The 18742-nt window shown below is 69.3% G+C and carries 14 protein-coding genes; 11 read left to right on the forward strand and 3 right to left on the reverse strand.

Features of this window, described 5'->3' with window-relative positions; all coding sequences use genetic code 11:
- Positions 1-56: 56 nt before the first annotated feature.
- Positions 57-1832 carry an aspartate--tRNA ligase gene (aspS, locus tag ACJH6I_RS01820; RefSeq protein WP_346415695.1) on the forward strand — a complete coding sequence of 592 codons (1776 nt, stop codon included), beginning with the start codon at positions 57-59 and terminating at the stop codon, positions 1830-1832.
- On the opposite strand, the gene ACJH6I_RS01825 is transcribed toward aspS, so the two are convergent.
- The gene (locus tag ACJH6I_RS01825; RefSeq protein WP_318984517.1) at positions 1797-4337 is read right to left on the reverse strand and encodes an alpha/beta hydrolase fold domain-containing protein; all 2541 of its coding nucleotides are present in this window, start codon (positions 4335-4337) and stop codon (positions 1797-1799) included. The two genes, aspS and ACJH6I_RS01825, sit on opposite strands and share 36 nt — an antisense overlap.
- A gap of 77 nt (positions 4338-4414) precedes the next feature.
- On the opposite strand from ACJH6I_RS01825, the gene ACJH6I_RS01830 reads away from it, so the two are divergent.
- Entirely contained in the window at positions 4415-4858 is a 444-nt protein-coding gene (locus ACJH6I_RS01830; RefSeq protein WP_318984518.1) for a nitroreductase family deazaflavin-dependent oxidoreductase, read from the forward strand.
- Positions 4859-4861: 3 nt separating this feature from the next.
- Here ACJH6I_RS01830 and ACJH6I_RS01835 read toward each other — a convergent pair whose 3' ends face one another.
- Entirely contained in the window at positions 4862-6046 is a 1185-nt protein-coding gene (locus tag ACJH6I_RS01835) for an acetyl-CoA C-acyltransferase (protein WP_318984519.1), read from the reverse strand.
- Positions 6047-6142: 96 nt separating this feature from the next.
- Between ACJH6I_RS01835 and ACJH6I_RS01840 the strand changes: the two genes are divergently transcribed.
- The 9 genes from ACJH6I_RS01840 (at position 6143) to ACJH6I_RS01880 (ending at position 18054) form a co-directional block, all read left to right on the forward strand.
- Positions 6143-6619 (forward strand): helix-turn-helix domain-containing protein, encoded by a 477-nt coding sequence (locus ACJH6I_RS01840; RefSeq protein WP_212811586.1) that lies wholly within the window; start codon positions 6143-6145, stop codon positions 6617-6619.
- Between the two features lie 9 nt (positions 6620-6628).
- A complete protein-coding gene (locus ACJH6I_RS01845) occupies positions 6629-7540 on the forward strand; it encodes a DUF389 domain-containing protein (protein WP_318984520.1) in 912 nt (303 codons plus the stop codon).
- 48 nt (positions 7541-7588) lie between these two features.
- Entirely contained in the window at positions 7589-10855 is a 3267-nt protein-coding gene (locus tag ACJH6I_RS01850; protein WP_318984521.1) for a transglutaminase family protein, read from the forward strand.
- Complete coding sequence (locus tag ACJH6I_RS01855) at positions 10855-13539, forward strand: circularly permuted type 2 ATP-grasp protein (protein ID WP_318984522.1); 2685 nt, start codon at positions 10855-10857, stop codon at positions 13537-13539. The genes ACJH6I_RS01850 and ACJH6I_RS01855 overlap by 1 nt, the downstream gene beginning before the upstream one ends.
- Entirely contained in the window at positions 13536-14432 is an 897-nt protein-coding gene (locus ACJH6I_RS01860; RefSeq protein WP_406783624.1) for a transglutaminase N-terminal domain-containing protein, read from the forward strand. Before ACJH6I_RS01855 ends, ACJH6I_RS01860 begins: the two co-directional genes overlap by 4 nt.
- Complete coding sequence (locus ACJH6I_RS01865) at positions 14425-15450, forward strand: putative zinc-binding metallopeptidase (RefSeq protein WP_406783625.1); 1026 nt, start codon at positions 14425-14427, stop codon at positions 15448-15450. The genes ACJH6I_RS01860 and ACJH6I_RS01865 overlap by 8 nt, the downstream gene beginning before the upstream one ends.
- 33 nt (positions 15451-15483) lie before the next feature.
- Positions 15484-15792, forward strand: coding sequence for a DUF4333 domain-containing protein (locus ACJH6I_RS01870; RefSeq protein ID WP_234785318.1), 309 nt, complete (start codon positions 15484-15486; stop codon positions 15790-15792).
- Positions 15793-15860: 68 nt separating this feature from the next.
- Positions 15861-16697, forward strand: coding sequence for a DUF3097 domain-containing protein (locus tag ACJH6I_RS01875; protein ID WP_406783626.1), 837 nt, complete (start codon positions 15861-15863; stop codon positions 16695-16697).
- A 34-nt stretch (positions 16698-16731) separates the two neighbouring features.
- Entirely contained in the window at positions 16732-18054 is a 1323-nt protein-coding gene (locus tag ACJH6I_RS01880) for a replication-associated recombination protein A (protein WP_406783627.1), read from the forward strand.
- On the opposite strand, the gene ACJH6I_RS01885 is transcribed toward ACJH6I_RS01880, so the two are convergent.
- Positions 18051-18668, reverse strand: a complete 618-nt coding sequence (locus tag ACJH6I_RS01885; protein ID WP_064859527.1) for an antibiotic biosynthesis monooxygenase — start codon at positions 18666-18668, stop codon at positions 18051-18053. The two genes, ACJH6I_RS01880 and ACJH6I_RS01885, sit on opposite strands and share 4 nt — an antisense overlap.
- Positions 18669-18742 lie beyond the last annotated feature (74 nt).

The raw sequence follows: 18742 nt of genomic DNA on the forward strand, positions 1-18742 counted from the left end.
AAAATACCGGTCGAGGCGCCCCTTAGACTTAGCGGTCGATTCAGACGTCAGAGGAGATATTCGTGTTGCGCAGCCACGCCGCCGGTTCGTTGCGGTCCACCGATGCCGGTCAGACGGTGACCCTCGCCGGATGGGTGGCGCGTCGGCGCGACCACGGCGGCGTCATCTTCATCGATCTGCGTGACGCCTCCGGAGTCTCCCAGGTGGTGTTCCGGGACGCCGCCGTGCTGGAGCAGGCCCACCGGCTGCGCGCCGAATTCTGCGTCCTGGTCACCGGCACCGTCGAGGTGCGGCCGGAGGGCAACGCCAACAAGGACATCGCCACCGGCGATATCGAGGTCAACGCGACGACGCTCGAGGTGCTGTCCGAGAGCGCGCCGCTGCCGTTCCAGCTCGACGAGACCCCGGGCGAGGAAGCGCGCCTGAAGTACCGCTACCTGGACCTGCGCCGGGAAGGCCCGGGCAACGCGCTCCGGTTGCGCTCCAAGGTCAACGCCGCCGCGCGCGCCGTGCTCGAGAAGCACGACTTCGTCGAGGTCGAGACGCCGACCATGACCCGGTCGACCCCCGAAGGTGCCCGCGACTTCGTGATTCCCGCGCGCCTGCAGCCGGGCTCGTTCTACGCGCTGCCGCAGAGCCCGCAGCTGTTCAAGCAGCTGCTCATGGTGGCGGGCATGGAGCGCTACTACCAGATCGCGCGCTGCTACCGCGACGAGGATTTCCGCGCCGACCGCCAGCCCGAGTTCACCCAGCTGGACCTGGAGATGAGCTTCGTCAACGCCGACGACGTCATGGGCGTCGCCGAAGAGGTGCTGGCCGCGCTGTGGCAGCTCATCGGCGTCGAGCTGACGCTGCCGCTGCCGCGCATCAGCTACGAGGAGGCCATGCGCCGCTTCGGTTCGGACAAACCGGACCTGCGCTTCGCCGTCGAGCTCGTCGAGTGCACCGACTACTTCAAGAACACCCCGTTCCGGGTGTTCCAGGCGCCGTACGTGGGCGCGGTCGTCATGCCGGGCGGGGCCTCACAGCCGCGCCGCACGCTGGACGGCTGGCAGGAGTTCGCCAAGCAGCGCGGTCACAAGGGGCTGGCCTACGTGCTCGTCGGCGAGGACGGCGAGCTGGGCGGCCCGGTGGCCAAGAACCTCACCGACGACGAACGGGCCGGTCTGGCCGCGCACGTCGGCGCGAAGGTGGGGGACTGCATCTTCTTCGCGGCCGGTCCGGCCAAGGGCGCCCGTGCCCTGCTGGGTGCGACGCGCATCGAGATCGCCAAGCGCCTCGACCTGATCGATCCGAACGCCTGGGCGTTCACCTGGGTGGTCGACTGGCCGCTGTTCGAATCCGCGGACGCGGCCACCGCATCGGGCGACGTCGCCGTCGGGTCCGGCGCATGGACCGCGGTGCATCACGCGTTCACCGCGCCGCAGCCCGACTCCATCGCGACGTTCGACACCGACCCGGGTGCCGCGATGGCCGATGCCTACGACATCGTCTGCAACGGCAACGAGATCGGCGGCGGCTCGATCCGTATCCACCGCCGCGATGTCCAGGAGCGGGTGTTCGCGATGATGGGCATCGACGAGGCCGAGGCACAGGACAAGTTCGGATTCCTGTTGGACGCCTTCACCTTTGGCGCGCCGCCCCACGGCGGCCTGGCCTTCGGCTGGGACCGCATCACCGCGCTGCTGGCCGGGGTGGACTCCATCCGCGACGTCATCGCGTTCCCGAAGTCCGGCGGCGGCGTCGACCCGCTGACCGACGCCCCGGCACCGATCACCGCGCAGCAGCGCAAGGAGTCAGGGATCGACTTCAAGCCTGAGAAAAGCGCGTAAGACTTCGGCCATCTGCGCCCGGATCGGCGCCCCGGACACGACGAGGTCGACCATCGTGATCGACAGGTGCGTGTGGCCGCGGGCCTGAACGTGCTCGGTGGGCACGCCGGCCGCGGCCAGTGCGGCGGCGTAGGCGTTGCCTTCGTCGCGCAGTGGGTCGAACTCGCAGGTCACCACCATTGCTGGGGGTAGACCCGCGAGGTTGCCACGCAACGGTGACCGCCGCGGGTCGTCGGCGGGGCCGTCGTACAACTCGGTGAACCACTGCATGAGCGGCGTGGTCAGTCCGTAGCCGTCGGCGTTCTCCTGATACGACGGGTACGGCTGCGCGTCGGTCACCGGGGTCAGCAGGAGTTGCCCGCGGATGTGCGGGCCGCCGTGGTCGCGGGCCCACTGGCACACGGCCGCGGCGATGTTGCCGCCCGCGCTCCAACCGGCGACCGCCAGCCGGTCGGGGAGCCCGCCCAGTGCCGCGGCGTTGTCGGCCACCCACCGCAGCGCGGCGACGCCGTCGTCGATGGCCGCGGGGAACGGATGTTCCGGCGCGTGCCGGTAATTCATCGAGAAGACCAACGCGTCGGCCCGCACGCACAGATCGCGACACAGCGGATCGTCCGACGTCGCGTCGCCCAGCACCCAGCCGCCGCCGTGGAAGTAGACGATCACCGGGTGTGGCCGCGGCGTCGCCGGCCGGTACAGCCGGTACTCGAGTTCGCCCGCGAATACACCGTCGACGATCTCGCCGACGTCCGGACCCGGGGGTCGGGCGGCATTGGCCTCGACCATGGCGGCGCGGGCCACCTCGACGGGAAGTGATTCCAGCGGAGGCGGATTCATGGCCGCCACCATCTCCAGCACCATCTGCACGTCCGGTTGCAGGCGCCTGACCACGCCGTCGTGGCACTGCGCACCGTTCGGCCCCGTCAGCTCGAATCCGAGATAGTCCTGGCTCACCACGTCGGCGCAGGCGGCGGCATAGAAGTCGACGCCTGCCGCGTACGGCATGAACACCCGGGGCTTACCGGGGATGTTGGCGCCGACGTACCACGAATTGGCTTGCGGGAACATGGTGATGGCGCCGGCGTCGGCGACGTGCTGCATCCAGCCGGCCTCGGCGGTCGGCGTCGGTTCGATGGTGTCGAAGCCGTGTGCGCGCAGATATGCCAGGGTGTCGGCGACGAGTTCGACGTGTTGTTCGATGGATACCGCCATGTTGGACAGCACCGACGGACTGCCCGGTCCGGTGATGAGGAACAGGTTCGGAAATCCGGTGGTGGTGAGGCCCAGATAGGTCGACGGCCCTTGTGCCCATTTGTCTTTCAGTGCGAGGCCGTCGCGCCCGACGATGTCGACGGCCGTCACCGCACCGGTGATGGCGTCGAACCCCGTCGCGAACACCAGCGCGTCGAGGTCGAAGGATTCGCCCACGGTCTGCACGCCGTTTTCGGTGAGGCCGACCAGCGGCTGGGTGCGGAGGTCGACGAGGCGCACGTGGGGCTGGTTGAACGTGGCGTAGTAGTCGGTGTCGAGGCACAGTCGTTTCGCGCCGACGGGATAATCATTGGGACACAACAGTTCCGCGGTCTGCGGGTCATGGACCGCCGCGCGGATCTTGTCGCGGACGAAGTCGGCAAACGACGCGTTGGCGGCCGGGTTGCTCATCAGGTCGGAGAACATGTTGAGGGTTTCGAGGAGTTCGCCGATCTGCCAGGCGCGTTCGTACCGCTGTTGGCGGTATGCCTCGGGCACCGCGAACGTCGGGATCAGCGTGCGCTCCTGCGGCACCCCGCCGAACGACGCCCGCGCCGCGGCCCGGTATGCGCGTTCGTCTGCCAGCGCCGCCTGCTTCTCCGGTGACACCGGCCCGTTGTGTGCCGGGATGGAGAAGCACGGTGTGCGCTGGAAGACGGTCAGCTGCGCGGCCTGCGCGGCGATCAGTGGAATCGACTGGATGCCCGACGACCCGGTGCCGATCACCCCGACGCGCTTGCCGGTGAAGTCGACCGGTTCGTGCGGCCAGCGGTTGGTGTAAAACGTTTCACCCGTGAAGGTTTCGATGCCCTTGATGTCGGGTTCTTTGGGGATCGACAGACAGCCGGTGGCCATCACCAGATGACGGCAGGTGACGACGTCACCGTTGTCGGTGCGCACGCGCCACGCGTCGTCGGCCCAGTGCGCGCTGGTGACCCGGGTGTCGAAGGTGATGTCGCGGCGCAGATCGAACTTGTCGGCGACGTGGTTCAGGTACCGCAGGATTTCCGGCTGGGTGGCGTACTTCTCCGACCATTGCCAGTCGCGATGCCAGTCCGGGTCGAAGCTGAACATGTAGTCGAGGCTGGGTATGTCGACGCGCGCGCCGGGATACCGGTTCCAGTACCAGGTGCCGCCGACGTCGTCGGCGGCTTCGAAGACGCGGACCGAGAAACCCTGCTGCCGCAGCCGGTGCACCAGATACAGGCCGGCGAACCCGGCTCCCACCACAACTGCGTCCGCGTCTGGCGTCATCGGCACCTCCGTCAATATCAGGCAAGTATCGCGCCGTGACGGGAACATTTGGGCCGGTTCGCGAGGTTGGGTCAGGCATGACCGAATTCACGGACGCCGCGTCCTTCCATGCCTTCAATGCCGCCATCGTCGACGAGTTCCGCGCCAACGGCGGCAAGGTGGGCGGCCAGTTCGAGGGCGGCAATCTGCTGCTGTTGCACACCACGGGCGCCAAGTCGGGTCAGCCGCGCATGTCGCCGCTGGCGTACCTGCCGGTCGACGGCAAGATCCTCATCGTCGGCTCGAAGGCCGGCGCTCCGACCCATCCGGACTGGGTGCACAACCTGCGTGCCAACCCGAATGCGCATATCGAGATCGGGACCGACGCCGGCCTGGAGGAGTACGACGTCGTCGCCCGCGAACTGCCCGATGACGAGCGCGAGGCCACGTATCCGCTGATCACGGCCGTGGCCCCCGTCTTCGCCGACTACCAGGCGAAGACGTCGCGCGTCATCCCGCTGTTCGAGCTCGTGCGCGCCTGAGCGCTACAGCCGCTCGATGATGGTGGCGTTCGCCATGCCGCCGCCTTCGCACATCACCTGCAGGCCGTAGCGGCCGCCGCGCTGGTCGAGGGCATTGACCAGCGTGCTCATGATGCGGGCACCGCTGGCGCCGAGCGGGTGGCCGATGGCGATGGCGCCGCCGTTGACGTTGGTCTTCGCCAGGTCGGCTCCGGTGTCGGCCGCCCAGGCCAGCACGACGGGTGCGAAGGCCTCGTTCACCTCGAACAGGTCGATGTCCGACAGTGACAGACCGGAGCGGGCCAGCACCTTCTCGGTCGCGGGGATGACACCGGTCAGCATGTACAGCGGATCCGAGCCGACCGCGGTCATGGTGTGGATGCGGGCCAGCGGCGTGAGCCCATGGCTACGGGCGAAGGCGCCGCTGGTGATCATGACCGCCGCGCTGCCGTCGGACAACGGTGACGAGTTGCCGGGCGTGATCTCCCAACGGATCTGGGGAAAGCGCGCGGCGTAGGCGTCGCTGTAGAACGCGGGCTTCAGCCCGGCCAGGGTCTCCACGGAGGTGCCCGGCCGGATGATCTCGTCGGCGGTCAGGCCCGCCACCGGCACGAGTTCGTTGTCGAACAGTCCGTCCTTGGCGGCGCGGGCGGCCTTCTCGTGGCTGGCGGCGGAGAACTCGTCGAGTTGGGTGCGGGAGAAGTTCCACCGCGCCGCGATCAGTTCGGCGCTGATGCCCTGGGGGACAAGGCCGTCGGGATACCGCTCGGCCAGGCCCACGCCGAACGGATTGCTGCCCGGCAGGACCGCGGCACCCATCGGCACGCGGGACATGGACTCGACGCCCGCGGCGATCACGGCGTCGTACGACCCGGCCAGCACACCCTGCGCGGCGAACGAGATGGCCTGCTGCGAACTGCCGCACTGGCGGTCGACGGTGGTGCCGGGCACGCTCTCGGGAAAACCGGCGCCCAGCAAGGCATTCCGGGCGATGTTGGCGGCCTGGTCACCGGCTTGCGTGACGGCGCCGGCGATGACGTCGTCCACCAGAACCGGGTCGACGCCCGTGCGTTCCACCACGGACCGCAGGCTGTGGACGAGCAGGTCGGCGGGAAGTACGTCGTGCAGCGCGCCGTTCGCCTTGCCCTTGCCGACCGGCGTGCGTACCGCCGCGACGATCACGGCATCGCGGTCTGTGTATCCCGACATGAGAATCCTCCTGTAACTCCACGCTGAGTACTGCTTCCTATACCCAGATCTAACACCTGAGTATGGCAAGAACAACCCAGCGGTAGAGTGATTCGCATGACAGCGCTACAGGGTGTGCTCGCCGAACGCGACAAGTGGTCGGCGGTCGGCCAGTGCGCCATCGAGAAGACCATGTCGCTGGTCGGCACCAAATCCGCCATGCTGCTCATGCGTGAGGCCTACTACGGCACAACGCGTTTCGACGACTTCGCCAAGCGGGTCGGCATCACCAAGGCGGCCACCTCGGCGCGGCTCGCCGAACTGGTGGCGGCCGGCCTGCTGACCAAACGGCCGTACCAGGAGCCGGGTCAGCGCAGCCGCGACGAATACGTGCTGACACAGGCCGGCACCGACTTCATGCCGGTGGTGTGGGCCATGTTCGAGTGGGGCCGCAAACACCTGGGCGACACCGGCCTGCGGTTGACCCACCTGGGCTGCGGCGCCGATGCCACTGTCGAGATCCGGTGTGCGGACGGACACGAGGTCCCGCCCGAGGAACTCGGGATGAAGCTGGCGCGCCGCCGCGGTCGGTAATCTTCGGCCGTGCTGCATCTACGCGTGATCACCCCGCCGGAACTCGCCGATTCGGTGCTCGAGCTCTACCGGCACCACGGCGGCATCGCCAACGTGGTGGCCCACCCGGGCGCGGCGATCGATCCGCGCGGTGACGTCATCACCGCCGACATCGCCCGTGACGCCGCCGACGGGCTGATCAGCGGGCTGCGGGCGCTCGGCATCGATCAGGACGGCGCCATCACGATGGAGGTGCTCGACACCGTGCTGTCGACGGCCGCCTACCGCGCCGAGGACGAGATCGACGGCGACGGCGAAGACGCGGTGGTCTGGGACGAGCTGGTGCTGCGCACCCGCGAGCAGAGCAGCCTCGGCATCTCCTACATGGCGTTCCTGTGCATCGCGTGTCTGCTGGCCGCGGTCGGCGTGCTGACCGATTCGGCGATCACCGTCGTCGGCGCGATGGTCGTGGGCCCCGAATTCGGGCCGCTGGCCGCCCTGGCGGTGGCGGTGGTGCGACGCAAGGGCTATCTCGCGAAGCGCGCGGCGCTGGCCCTGCTCTTCGGATTCCCGGCGGCGATGCTCGTCACAGCGGTGGCCACGCTCGGCTTCGAGGCGCTGGGCTGGGTGACGTTGCGCAGTATCCACGAGCTGCAGAACGTCGACTTCATCTTCCAGGTCGGGCCGTTCTCGTTCGTGGTGGCGCTGCTGGCCGGTGCGGCCGGGATGCTGTCGCTGGTGACGTCGAAATCGGCTGCGCTGGTTGGGGTCTTCATCTCGGTGACGACGGTCCCCGCGGCCGGGATGTCGGTGGTTGCGGCCACCACGCGCGACTGGGACGTGGCCCTGGCGTCGGCGGGGCAGCTGGCCGTCAACATGGTCGGCATCGTGGCGGCGGGGGTGCTGGTCCTGGCCGGGTACAACCGGGCCCGCCGCCGCTAGTTTTCTCCGCCCTGCGACCTGCCCGTTCTTGTGGTGGGATCGATCGCTATGGCAATCAAGGTGGCGCTGGAGCACCGCACCAGCTACACGTTCGACCGGCTGGTCAAGGTGTACCCGCACGTGGTTCGGTTGCGCCCCGCACCGCACTCGCGGACGCCGATCGAGGCCTATTCGCTGCAGGTCGAGCCCGCCGACCACTTCATCAACTGGCAACAGGACGCCTTCGGTAACTTCGTGGGGCGCTTGGTCTTTCCGAACCGCGCCACCAAGTTGAGCATCACCGTCGGACTGATCGCCGACCTCAAGGTCATCAACCCGTTCGACTTCTTCATCGAGGAATGGGCCGAAACCGTCCCGTTCGCCTACCCGGACAACCTGCTCGACGACCTCAAGCCCTACCTGCGCCCCGTCGACGACGCCGACGATGTGACGGCGGCCTGGGTCCGGAACTTCGACGTGGTGCCCGGCACCGGCACCATCGACTTCCTGGTGTCGCTGAACCGGGCGGTCAATGCCGACGTCGGCTACAGCGTCCGCCTCGAACCCGGTGTCCAGACACCGGATCACACCCTGCGCACCGGCATCGGCTCGTGCCGGGACTCCGCCTGGCTGCTGGTCGCGATCCTGCGGAAGATGGGCTTCGCCGCCCGCTTCGTGTCCGGCTACCTGGTGCAGCTGGCCGCCGACATCGAGGCGCTCGACGGACCGTCGGGCCCCGCCGCCGACTTCACCGACCTGCACGCCTGGGCCGAGGTGTACATCCCGGGCGCCGGCTGGGTCGGCCTCGACGCGACCTCGGGTCTGCTGGCCGGGGAGGGCCACATCCCGCTGTCGGCGACGCCGCACCCGGAATCGGCCGCCCCGATCACCGGCGCCGTCGAGCCCTGCGAATCCACGCTCGACTTCGTCAACGTGGTGACGCGGGTGCACGAAGACCCGCGCGTCACCCTGCCGTACACCGAACAGGCATGGGAGTCGATCCGGGCCCTCGGCGCCGTCATCGATGAACGGATGGCCGAGCGCGACGTGCGGCTGACCGTCGGCGGCGAACCCACCTTCGTCTCGATCGACAACCAGACCGACGAGGAATGGACCACGGCCGCCGACGGCCCGCACAAGCGCGTGCTCGCCTCGGCACTCACCGCCCAGTTGAAAGCCGCCTGGGCCCCGGACGGGCTGGTACAGCGCAGCCAGGGCAAGTGGTATCCGGGGGAGCCGTTGCCGCGCTGGCAGATCGGGTTGATGTGGCGCACCGACGGGACGCCGCTGTGGACCGATGCGGCGCTGCTGGCCGATCCGTGGTCCGGGGAATCGCCTGCGGTCGCACCGGACGCGGCACGGCGGTTGCTCACCGAGATCGCCGACGGGCTCGGGCTGCCGGACAGTCAGGTGCGTCCGGCGTACGAGGACGCCCTCGCCCGGCTGGCCGCTGCCGTCCGGCGGCCGGATGGGGATCCGGTCACCGACGACCTGACGGACGACGGAGCCGCCCAGCGGAAAGCCTTGGCGGACAAGCTCGATGCCGCGGTGACCGAACCCGCGGCCCACGTGTTGCCCCTGCATCGCCGTGATGACGACACCGGATGGGTCTCCGCCGACTGGAAACTGCGCCGCGGGCGATTGGTGCTCATCGGCGGCGATTCACCTGCGGGCCTGCGATTGCCGCTCGACTCGATCAGCTGGCAGCCGCCGCGATCGGTGCCCGACGCCGACCCGCTGGCGCCCGCGCGCGTCGACACCTCCGCCAGGCCCGCGACCGTCGTCAGCGCCGACGGCGCACCTCCCACCGCCCTGGTCGCCGAGGTCCGCGACGGTCTGCTGTACGTATTCTTGCCGCCCACAACGGCATTCGACGATTTCGCCGATCTGGTCGGCCGGATCGAGAAAGCCACTGCCAATCTCGGCGTCGCCGTCGTGATCGAGGGCTACGGGCCGCCGCCGGACCCCAGGCTCCAGCAGATGACCGTCACTCCCGACCCGGGCGTCATCGAGGTCAACGTGGCGCCCACCGCCGGCTTCGCCGAGCAGGCCGCACAACTGGAGACCCTGTACGAAGCCGCCCGGCAGGCCCGGCTCGGCACGGAGTCCTTCGACGTCGACGGCACCCACGGCGGCACGGGCGGTGGCAACCACATCACCCTCGGCGGCGTCACCCCTGCCGACTCACCGCTGCTGCGCCGGCCCGACCTGCTGGTGTCGATGCTGACGTACTGGCAACGGCATCCGGCGCTGTCGTACCTGTTCTCCGGCCGGTTCGTCGGCACCACGTCGCAGGCCCCACGCGTCGACGAAGGCCGCCTCGAGGCGCTGTACGAGCTGGAGATCGCGTTCGCCGAGATCGAGCGCGTGGCCGAGGGCGCTCCGTGGGCCGTCGACCGCGCCCTGCGGCACCTCCTCACCGACATCACCGGCAATACGCACCGCGCCGAGTTCTGCATCGACAAGCTCTACAGCCCCGACAGTGCCCGCGGCCGGCTCGGCCTGCTGGAACTGCGCGGCTTCGAGATGCCGCCGCATTTCCAGATGGCCATGGTGCAGTCGCTACTGGTGCGGTCGCTGGTCGCGTGGTTCTGGGATGAACCGCTGCGAGCCCCGCTGATCCGGCACGGTGAGAACCTGCACGGCCGGTACCTGTTGCCGCACTTCGTCATACAAGACATCGCCGAGGTCGCCGCCGACCTGCGGGCGCACGGCATCCCGTTCGACACCAGCTGGCTGGATCCGTTCACCGAGTTCCGCTTCCCCCGGATCGGCAGCGTCATTCTGGACGGTGCCGAATTGGAGCTGCGCGGCGCCATCGAGCCGTGGAACACCCTCGGCGAGGAATCCACCGGCACCGGCACCGCCCGCTACGTCGACTCCTCGGTGGAGCGGCTGCAGGTCCGGCTCATCGGCGCCGACCGGAACCGGTGCCTCGTCACGGTGAACGGTCACCCGATCCCGCTGCTGGCCACCGACTCGCCCGACGTGCAGGTCGGCGGCGTCCGGTACCGGGCCTGGCAACCACCGAGCGCGCTGCACCCAACCATCACCGTCGACGGACCGCTGCGGTTCGAACTCGTGGATGGGTTCACCGGATTCTCCAAAGGCGGCTGTACCTACCACGTCTCGCATCCGGGAGGCCGCGCTTACGACACCCCGCCGGTCAACGCCGTCGAGGCCGAGTCACGACGGGGCCGCCGTTTCGAGGCCATCGGATTCACCCCGGGCGCCGTCGATCTGGCCGATCTCCGGGAGAAGCGGGCCCGTCAATCCACCGATGGCGGAGCGTCGGGCATCCTCGATCTGCGCCGGGTGCGTACCGTTCTGCGGTAATGGTTCTCCGTACACACACATCCGCAGAGCTGGCCGAGGAGGCGGCGCCCGTCGGCGACCCACTGGCCGGATATCGGGCCGACCGGGCCCAGGAGCCGTTGTTCGACGTCCGCGACGTGGCCGGTGTCGGTTACGACGAGCTGGTCGATGAGTCGGGCGCGATCCGGCCGGCCTGGCAGGAGCTGACCGACTGCGTCCGCGACCGCGGTCGGGCCGGCCTGGACCAGCTGCGTGGCGTCGTCCGGGAACTCGTCGACAACGATGGCATCAGCTATGTGCAGGTCGACCGGGACGGCGAGACCGTCACCGACATCGACGGCACGCCGGTGGTGGACACCTGGCAGCTCGACGCCCTGCCCCTGGTGTTGTCCGCGGCGGACTGGCGCACCCTCGAATCCGGATTGGTGCAACGTTCCCGGCTGCTCGACGCGGTGCTCACCGACCTGTACGGCGCGCGCCGCGCCATCACCTCCGGCGTGCTGCCGCCGGAGTTGTTGTACGCCCATCCCGGTTACGTGCGGGCGGCCCGCGGCATCACGGTGCCGGGACGCCACCAGCTGTTCCTGCACGGCTGCGACGTCAGCCGCCACCGCGACGGTGGCTTCGCGGTGAACGCGGACTGGACGCAGGCGCCGTCGGGCGCCGGGTATGCGCTCGCCGACCGGCGGGTCGTCGCGCACGCGGTGCCCGAGCTGTACGAGAAGATGGCGCCGCGCCCGGCGTCGCCCTGGGCACAGGCCTTGCGGCTGGCACTGATCGATGCGGCACCAGAAGCCGCGCGGGAGCCGGTGGTCGTCGTCCTCAGCCCCGGCAGCCACTCCGAGACCGCCTTCGACCAGGCCTACCTGGCCGGCGTGTTGGGCTTCCCGTTGGTCGAGAGCGCCGACCTCGTGGTGCGTGACGGCAATCTCTGGATGCGCTCGCTCGGCACCCTCAAGCGGGTCGACGTCGTACTGCGCCGGGTGGACGCCGAGTACGTCGATCCCTTGGACCTGCGTCCGGATTCCCGGCTCGGCGTCGTCGGTCTCGTCGAGGTGCTGCGCCGCGGGGCGGTGACGGTGGTGAACACCCTCGGCAGCGGCATCCTGGAAAGCCCGGGTATCGCCCGCTTCCTGCCGGAGCTGGCCGAACTGCTCACCGGGGAGACCCCGGAACTGCCGAGCGCCCGATGTTTCTGGGGCGGCATCGACGCCGAACATTCGCACCTGTTGAGCAAACTGTCCACCCTGTTGATCAGGCCGGTGACCGGCGGACCGGCGATCGTCGGCCCCGCCCTGTCCAGCGCCAAGCGGGCCGCGCTGGCGGCCCGGATCTCCGCCGCCCCGTGGCAATGGATGGGCCAGGAACTGCCCGAGTTCTCTACGGCCCCCGTGGATCTGCTGCCCAGCGGACTGTCCGCCGACAGCGTCGGGATGCGGCTGTTCACCGTCGCCCAGCGCGGGGGATACGCGCCGATGATCGGTGGGCTGGGTTACGTGCTGGCCCGCGGGCACGCCGCCTACGGCATGGAAACCGTTGCGGCCAAGGATGTCTGGGTGCGATCGCCCGACCGGGCCGCGGTGGTGCAGACGCAGGCCGTCGAGCTGCCGGCCATGACGGCGAGCCCGACCCGCGCGGTGAGCTCGCCGCGTGTGCTCTCCGACCTGTTCTGGCTGGGCCGGTACGCCGAACGTGCCGAGTTCACCGCCCGGCTGCTCACCGTCACCCGTGAGCGCTACCACGAATTCCGCTACCGGCGGGACCTCGGCGGCAGCGACTGCGTGCCGGTACTACTGACCGCACTGGGCCAGATCACCGGCACCGACACCGGCGCCGACGGCGACTACGCCGAACAACTGGCCATCACGCCGACCACGCTGTGGGCACTCACCGCCGACCGGCACCGTCCGGGCTCGCTGGCGCAATCCGTCGAACGGCTGGGCCTGGCCGCGCGCGCCGTCCGCGACCAGATGTCGAACGACACCTGGATGGTGCTCGCCGCCGTCGAACGCGCGGTGCTGCAGCCGTCCGACCGCGCTCGGCAGCGCCAGGGCGCAGCACTGCCGCCGCCGGATTCGAAGACCAAGGGGGAGGCGTACCTTTCGACCGCGCCCAGCCAGACCCTGGCGGGGATGCTGGCGCTGTCCGGCGTGGCGGCCGAATCCATGGTGCGTGACGTGGGCTGGACGATGATGGACATCGGCAAGCGCATCGAGCGCGGTCTCGGCCTGACCGCGCTGCTGCGGGCCACCCTCACCACCACCCACGGCGCCGAGACCGAACGGACCGTCAGCGAGTCCGTGCTCGTGGTGTGTGAATCGGCGGTGATGTACCGCAGGCGCATGCTGGGACAGGTGAGCGTGGCAGCCATCGCCGACCTGGTGCTGTTCGACGAGGAGAACCCGCGGTCGCTGGCCTTCCAGTTCGAGCGCCTGCGCGCCGACCTGCGGGCACTGCCGTCCTCCACAGGATCGACCCGCCCGGAACGGATGATCGACGAGATCGCCGCCCGCCTGCGACGCCAGGATCCGGCCGATCTCGAGCACGTCACCGACGACGGGCGGCGCGCTGAACTCGCCGAGCTGCTCGACGGTATGCACACCGATCTGCGGGAGCTGTCCGAGCTGATCCGCGCCGCCCACCTGGCCCTGCCGAGTGGCATGCAACCGCTGTGGGGTCCCGACGAACGGCGGCAGATGCCATGAGCCGCGAATACCAGATCACCCACCGCACGCGCTATCGCTACTCGGACGTCGTCACCAGCTCGTACGGCCGCGGATTCCTCACGCCGCGCGACAGCGGTCAGCAGCGCTGCCAGTCGTATCGGCTCAACATCGATCCCGAACCGGCCGACCGTTCCATTAGCCGGGACGCCTACGGCAACATCAGCTCGTATTTCCATGTGACACAACCACATCAGGAACTCGTCGTGACCGGGCGCAGCATCGTCGAGGTCGACCCGCCGCCCGCCGAGTGGTATGCGGCGGGAGCCGCCGTGGCGCCGTGGGAGGACTCCCGGCCATCCGGGCCGGACGGTGCGCTGGCCACCGAATTCGTGCTGGATCTGCAGCCCGCGGAGATCACCGACGAGGTACGGGATTACGCCGCACCGAGTTTCGCGCCCGGCCGGCCGCTGATCGAGGTGCTGCGCGAGCTGAACTCGCGCATCTTCGCCGACTTCACCTACCGGTCCGGGTCGACGACGGTGTCCACCCGGGTCGCGGAGGTTTTGGCCGCCCGCGAAGGGGTATGTCAGGACTTCGCCCGCCTGGCCATCGCGTGCCTGCGGTCGAACGGTCTTGCGGCGAGCTATGTCTCGGGATATCTGGCGACCGACCCGCCGCCGGGGAAGGAACGGATGGTGGGTATCGACGCCACCCATGCCTGGGCGTCGGTGTGGACGCCGCAGAACCAGTGGCTGGGGCTGGACCCGACCAACGACCAGATGGTCGACGAGCGCTACATCGTGGTCGGGTTCGGCCGGGACTACGCCGATGTGCCGCCGCTGCGCGGCATCATCTACACCGACTCCGAGAGCAGCATCATCGACGTCTCCGTCGACGTCGCACCAATTGTGGGAGGACAACTGCGTGCGTGACTTCAACTGCCCCAACTGCGGCCAGCGACTGGCCTTCGAGAACTCGCTGTGCCTGGGTTGCGGCAGCGCGCTCGGCTTCTCGCTGGGGGACATGGCGCTGCTGGTGATCGCGCCGCCGGACGGCACCGGAGACAATGACCATGCCGGTGCGGTGGCCTCGACCGACTACCAGCTGTGCGCGAATCTGCATCTGGCGCAATGCAATTGGCTGGTCCCGATCGAGCCGGTGCGGCAACTGTGCCCATCGTGCGCGTTGACCCGGACCCGGCCCGCCGACGATGACACCAAGGCCATGGCGGCCTTCGCGGTCGCCGAGCAGGCCAAGCGCCGGCTGATCGCCGAACTGTCGGAACTGGGCCTGCCGACGGAGGGACTGTCCTTCGACCTGCTGTCCAGCGAGCAGCACCAGGTGTTCACCGGCCACCAGGACGGGGTCATCACCCTGGACCTCGCCGAGGGCGACGACGTGCACCGCGAACAACTGCGCATCGCCATGGCCGAGCCGTACCGAACCCTGCTGGGCCATTTCCGCCACGAGATCGGGCACTACTACTTCTACCGGCTGGTGCAGCCGTCGCCCGATGCCGTCGCGCGGTTCACGGAACTGTTCGGGGACCCCGACGCCGACTACCAGGCGGCGCTGGACCGGCACTACCGCGACGGTGCGCCCGCCGGGTGGGAGGAGCAGTACGTGTCCTCCTACGCGACGATGCACCCGGCCGAGGACTGGGCCGAGACGTTCGCGCACTATCTGCACATCCGGGACGCACTCGACACCGCGGCGGCCTTCGGCTTCGCGCCCGCCGGTGCCACCTTCGAACGGCGGGTGCTGGGTCCCAGCGGATTTGACACCCTCATCGAGCTCTGGCTACCGCTGGCCTGGGCGTTGAACATGGTCAACCGGTCGATGGGCAAGGACGACCTGTACCCGTTCGTGCTGCCGGCCGCGGTGCTCGAGAAGATGCGGTTCATCCACACGGCGGTCGACGAGGCCGGTGCCTCCCGCGCGGCGCGTTGACTCGGCCCACGGCGATAGGACACGATCGCGCCCATGATGCGCGTACGGGTGGGGGCAGCGGTGCTAATGGGTCTGGTGGCCCTGTCGCCGGCTGCGTGTAGCTCAAAGACCACGGTCAAGTCGGACGACGCCGCCAAGCAGGTCGTCAAGCTGGTGTCGGATCAGAACAAGTTCACCCCCACCGATGTGAAGTGTCCGTCCGACGTGGAGGCCACCAAGGGCGCCCAGTTCGACTGTCACTTCACCGGTCCGCGCAAGGTCCAGTACGTCGCGCACATGAAGATCGTGAAAGTCGACGGTGAGCGCATCACCTGTGACATCAAGGTCGAGAAGGCCCCGTAACCGGTCTGTGACGAAAACACGGGTGGCGCAACCGGATCTGGCCCGCGATCGTTCCTAGGATCGGTGCCGTGAGTGACCGATACGGATCCGATGTGCTGTCCCGCAACCCGAACGCCAGGAAGCGTTCGACCGAGCAGCCCGCCGAGAAGGGGCTCGTGGTCGAGTGCGCCACGACCGGCTTCGTGGGCGCCGTGATCTCCGTCGAGTACGGCCGGATGGTCCTCGAAGACTTCGACGGTTGCCGCAAACCGTTCCCCATCGGCCCGGGCTATCTGGTCGACGGCAAGCCCGTCATCCTCACCGCACCCAAGCGCACCGTGCCGGCCGCGCCCACCCGCACGGCGTCGGGTTCTGTTGCCGTGCAAGGACATCGGGCCCGCACCGCACTGGCGAGCCGCATCTACGTGGAAGGCCGCCACGACGCCGAACTGGTCGAGCAGGTGTGGGGACACGATCTGCGGGTCGAGGGCGTCGTCGTCGAGTACCTCGGCGGTGTCGACGATCTGGCCGCCATCGTGCGCGAGTTCCAGCCGGGGCCCGGGCGCCGGCTCGGCGTCCTCGTCGACCACCTGGTGTCGGGCTCGAAGGAGGCGCGCATCGCCGAGCAGGTGCGGCGCGGCGCGGGTGGTGAGCACACGCTGGTCGTGGGTCACCCGTTCATCGACATCTGGGAGGCCGTCAAACCCGCCCGGATCGGGCGCGAGGCGTGGCCGGTCATTCCGCGCGGCATCGAGTGGAAGCACGGCGTCTGTGAGGCGCTCGGCTGGCCGCACGCCGACCAGGCCGACATCGCCCAGGCGTGGCAGCGCATCCGCGGCCGCGTGCGGGACTGGAACGACCTCGAACCCGCGCTGATCGGACGCGTCGAGGAACTGATCGACTTCGTGACCGCACCTGCCGAATGAACCGCCGGTCGGTGCGGCGTGGTAAGCCTGAACCGTGTCTGATGGCCTGTTCGACGTAGGAGGCGATGCCGAGCCGGCATCCGGCTCCGTCGTGCAGGCGCCGTTGGCGGTACGGATGCGGCCGGCCGGCCTCGACGAGGTCGTCGGCCAGGATCACCTGCTCAAATCCGGGTCGCCGCTGCGCCGCCTGGTCGAGGGCTCGGGTGCGGCGAGCGTCATCCTGTACGGGCCGCCCGGCACCGGCAAGACCACCCTGGCGTCGCTGATCTCCGGGGCCACCGGCCGCCGCTTCGAGGCGCTGTCGGCGCTGTCGGCCGGCGTCAAGGACGTGCGCGCGGTGATCGACGAGGCCCGCCGCAGCGCCATTCACGGCCGTCAGACCGTGCTGTTCATCGACGAGGTGCACCGCTTCTCCAAGACCCAGCAGGACGCCCTGCTCGCCGCGGTCGAGAACCGCGTGGTGCTGCTGGTGGCGGCGACCACGGAGAATCCGTCGTTCTCGGTGGTGGCGCCGCTGCTGTCGCGGTCGCTGATCCTGCAGCTGCAACCCCTGAACGCCGACGCCGTGCGGACCGTCGTGCAGCGGGCGATCGCCGATCCGCGCGGCCTGGGCGGTGCCGTCGAGGTCGACGACGACGCCGTCGCGCTGCTGGTGACACTGTCGGCGGGCGACGCCCGGCGGGCGCTGACGGCACTGGAGGTCGCGGCCGAAGCGGGCGAACGCGTCACCGTCGACGTCATCGAGCAGTCCCTCGACAAGGCTGCCGTGCGCTACGACCGTGACGGCGACCAGCACTACGACGTCGTCAGCGCCTTCATCAAATCGGTGCGCGGCTCGGACGTCGACGCCGCGCTGCACTACCTGGCCCGGATGCTGACCGCGGGGGAGGACCCGCGGTTCATCGCCCGCCGGCTGATGATCCTCGCCAGCGAGGACATCGGCATCGCCGACCCGACCGCACTGCCGACGGCGGTGGCCGCCGCGCAGACCGTGCAGCTCATCGGGCTACCGGAAGCCCAGCTGACGCTGGCCCACGCGACGGTGCACCTGGCGACGGCGCCGAAATCCAACGCCGTGACCGTCGCCCTCGGCGCGGCGATGGCCGACATCAGGGCCGGCAAGGCCGGCATGGTGCCCGCGCATCTGCGGGACGGGCACTACGCGGGTGCCGCCGCCCTCGGGCACGCCCAGGGCTACAAGTACGCGCACGACCACCCGGGTGGTGTTGCGGCGCAACAGTATCCACCCGATGAGCTGGTCGGGATCGACTACTACCGGCCCACCCCGTACGGAGCGGAACGCGAGATCGCGGGCCGCCTGGAGAAGCTGCGCGCCATCATCCGGCGCAAGCGCTAGACCAGCTCCGGCACCCGCAAGTGCGCGATGACCAGATCGAAGGCGCAGTCGTCGATCTCCGTCGCGCCGGCGGTCCGCACCGATTCGACCTTCAGTGCGGTGGCCTGCGGCCAGTAGTCCTCCATCAACTCGCGGGTGCGGAACGATGCCGACGACACCGCACGGCCCGAGCCGCGGTCGACCAGCAGGCTGGCGCTGCAGAACCCGGGCAGATGCTCGATCTGGCGCAGCACCGTGTCGCGGTAGTAGTCGATGCCGGCCTCCATGAGATCCGGCGGCACAGTGAGCCACGTCGCGCGCACACACGCGCCGTTGCCGCGTTCGCGGTGCAGCACGGCGATCTCCCACTCCTCGACCAGCGGGGCGCCGCCACCGAAGCGTTCGGCGGCCAGATTGCGGAGCCGGCGGCCCTCGCCGGCGCTGTAATGCAGGGCGTCCTCGGACTCCCACGCGCTGGTGGCGATACACCGGCCGGATTCCCGGTCGACCATCAGAGACAGGCCGATCGACCCGGGAAGTTCCTGCAGCGTAGGCATGACCTCGTCGCGGATGTAGGCAGTGCCGGCATCGATCTGATCAGGGCGCGCCATCATCGTGGTAGAACGTGCGAACACGGTCCACCCCCTCGTTATTCAGGGCGGCGCTCCGGTGGCGCCACCGGATAGAGACAACTGTCCTCCGCGGCGCC

Origin of the sequence: Mycobacterium sp. SMC-13 (assembly GCF_045311035.1) — a bacterium.
GTDB lineage: Bacteria > Actinomycetota > Actinomycetes > Mycobacteriales > Mycobacteriaceae > Mycobacterium.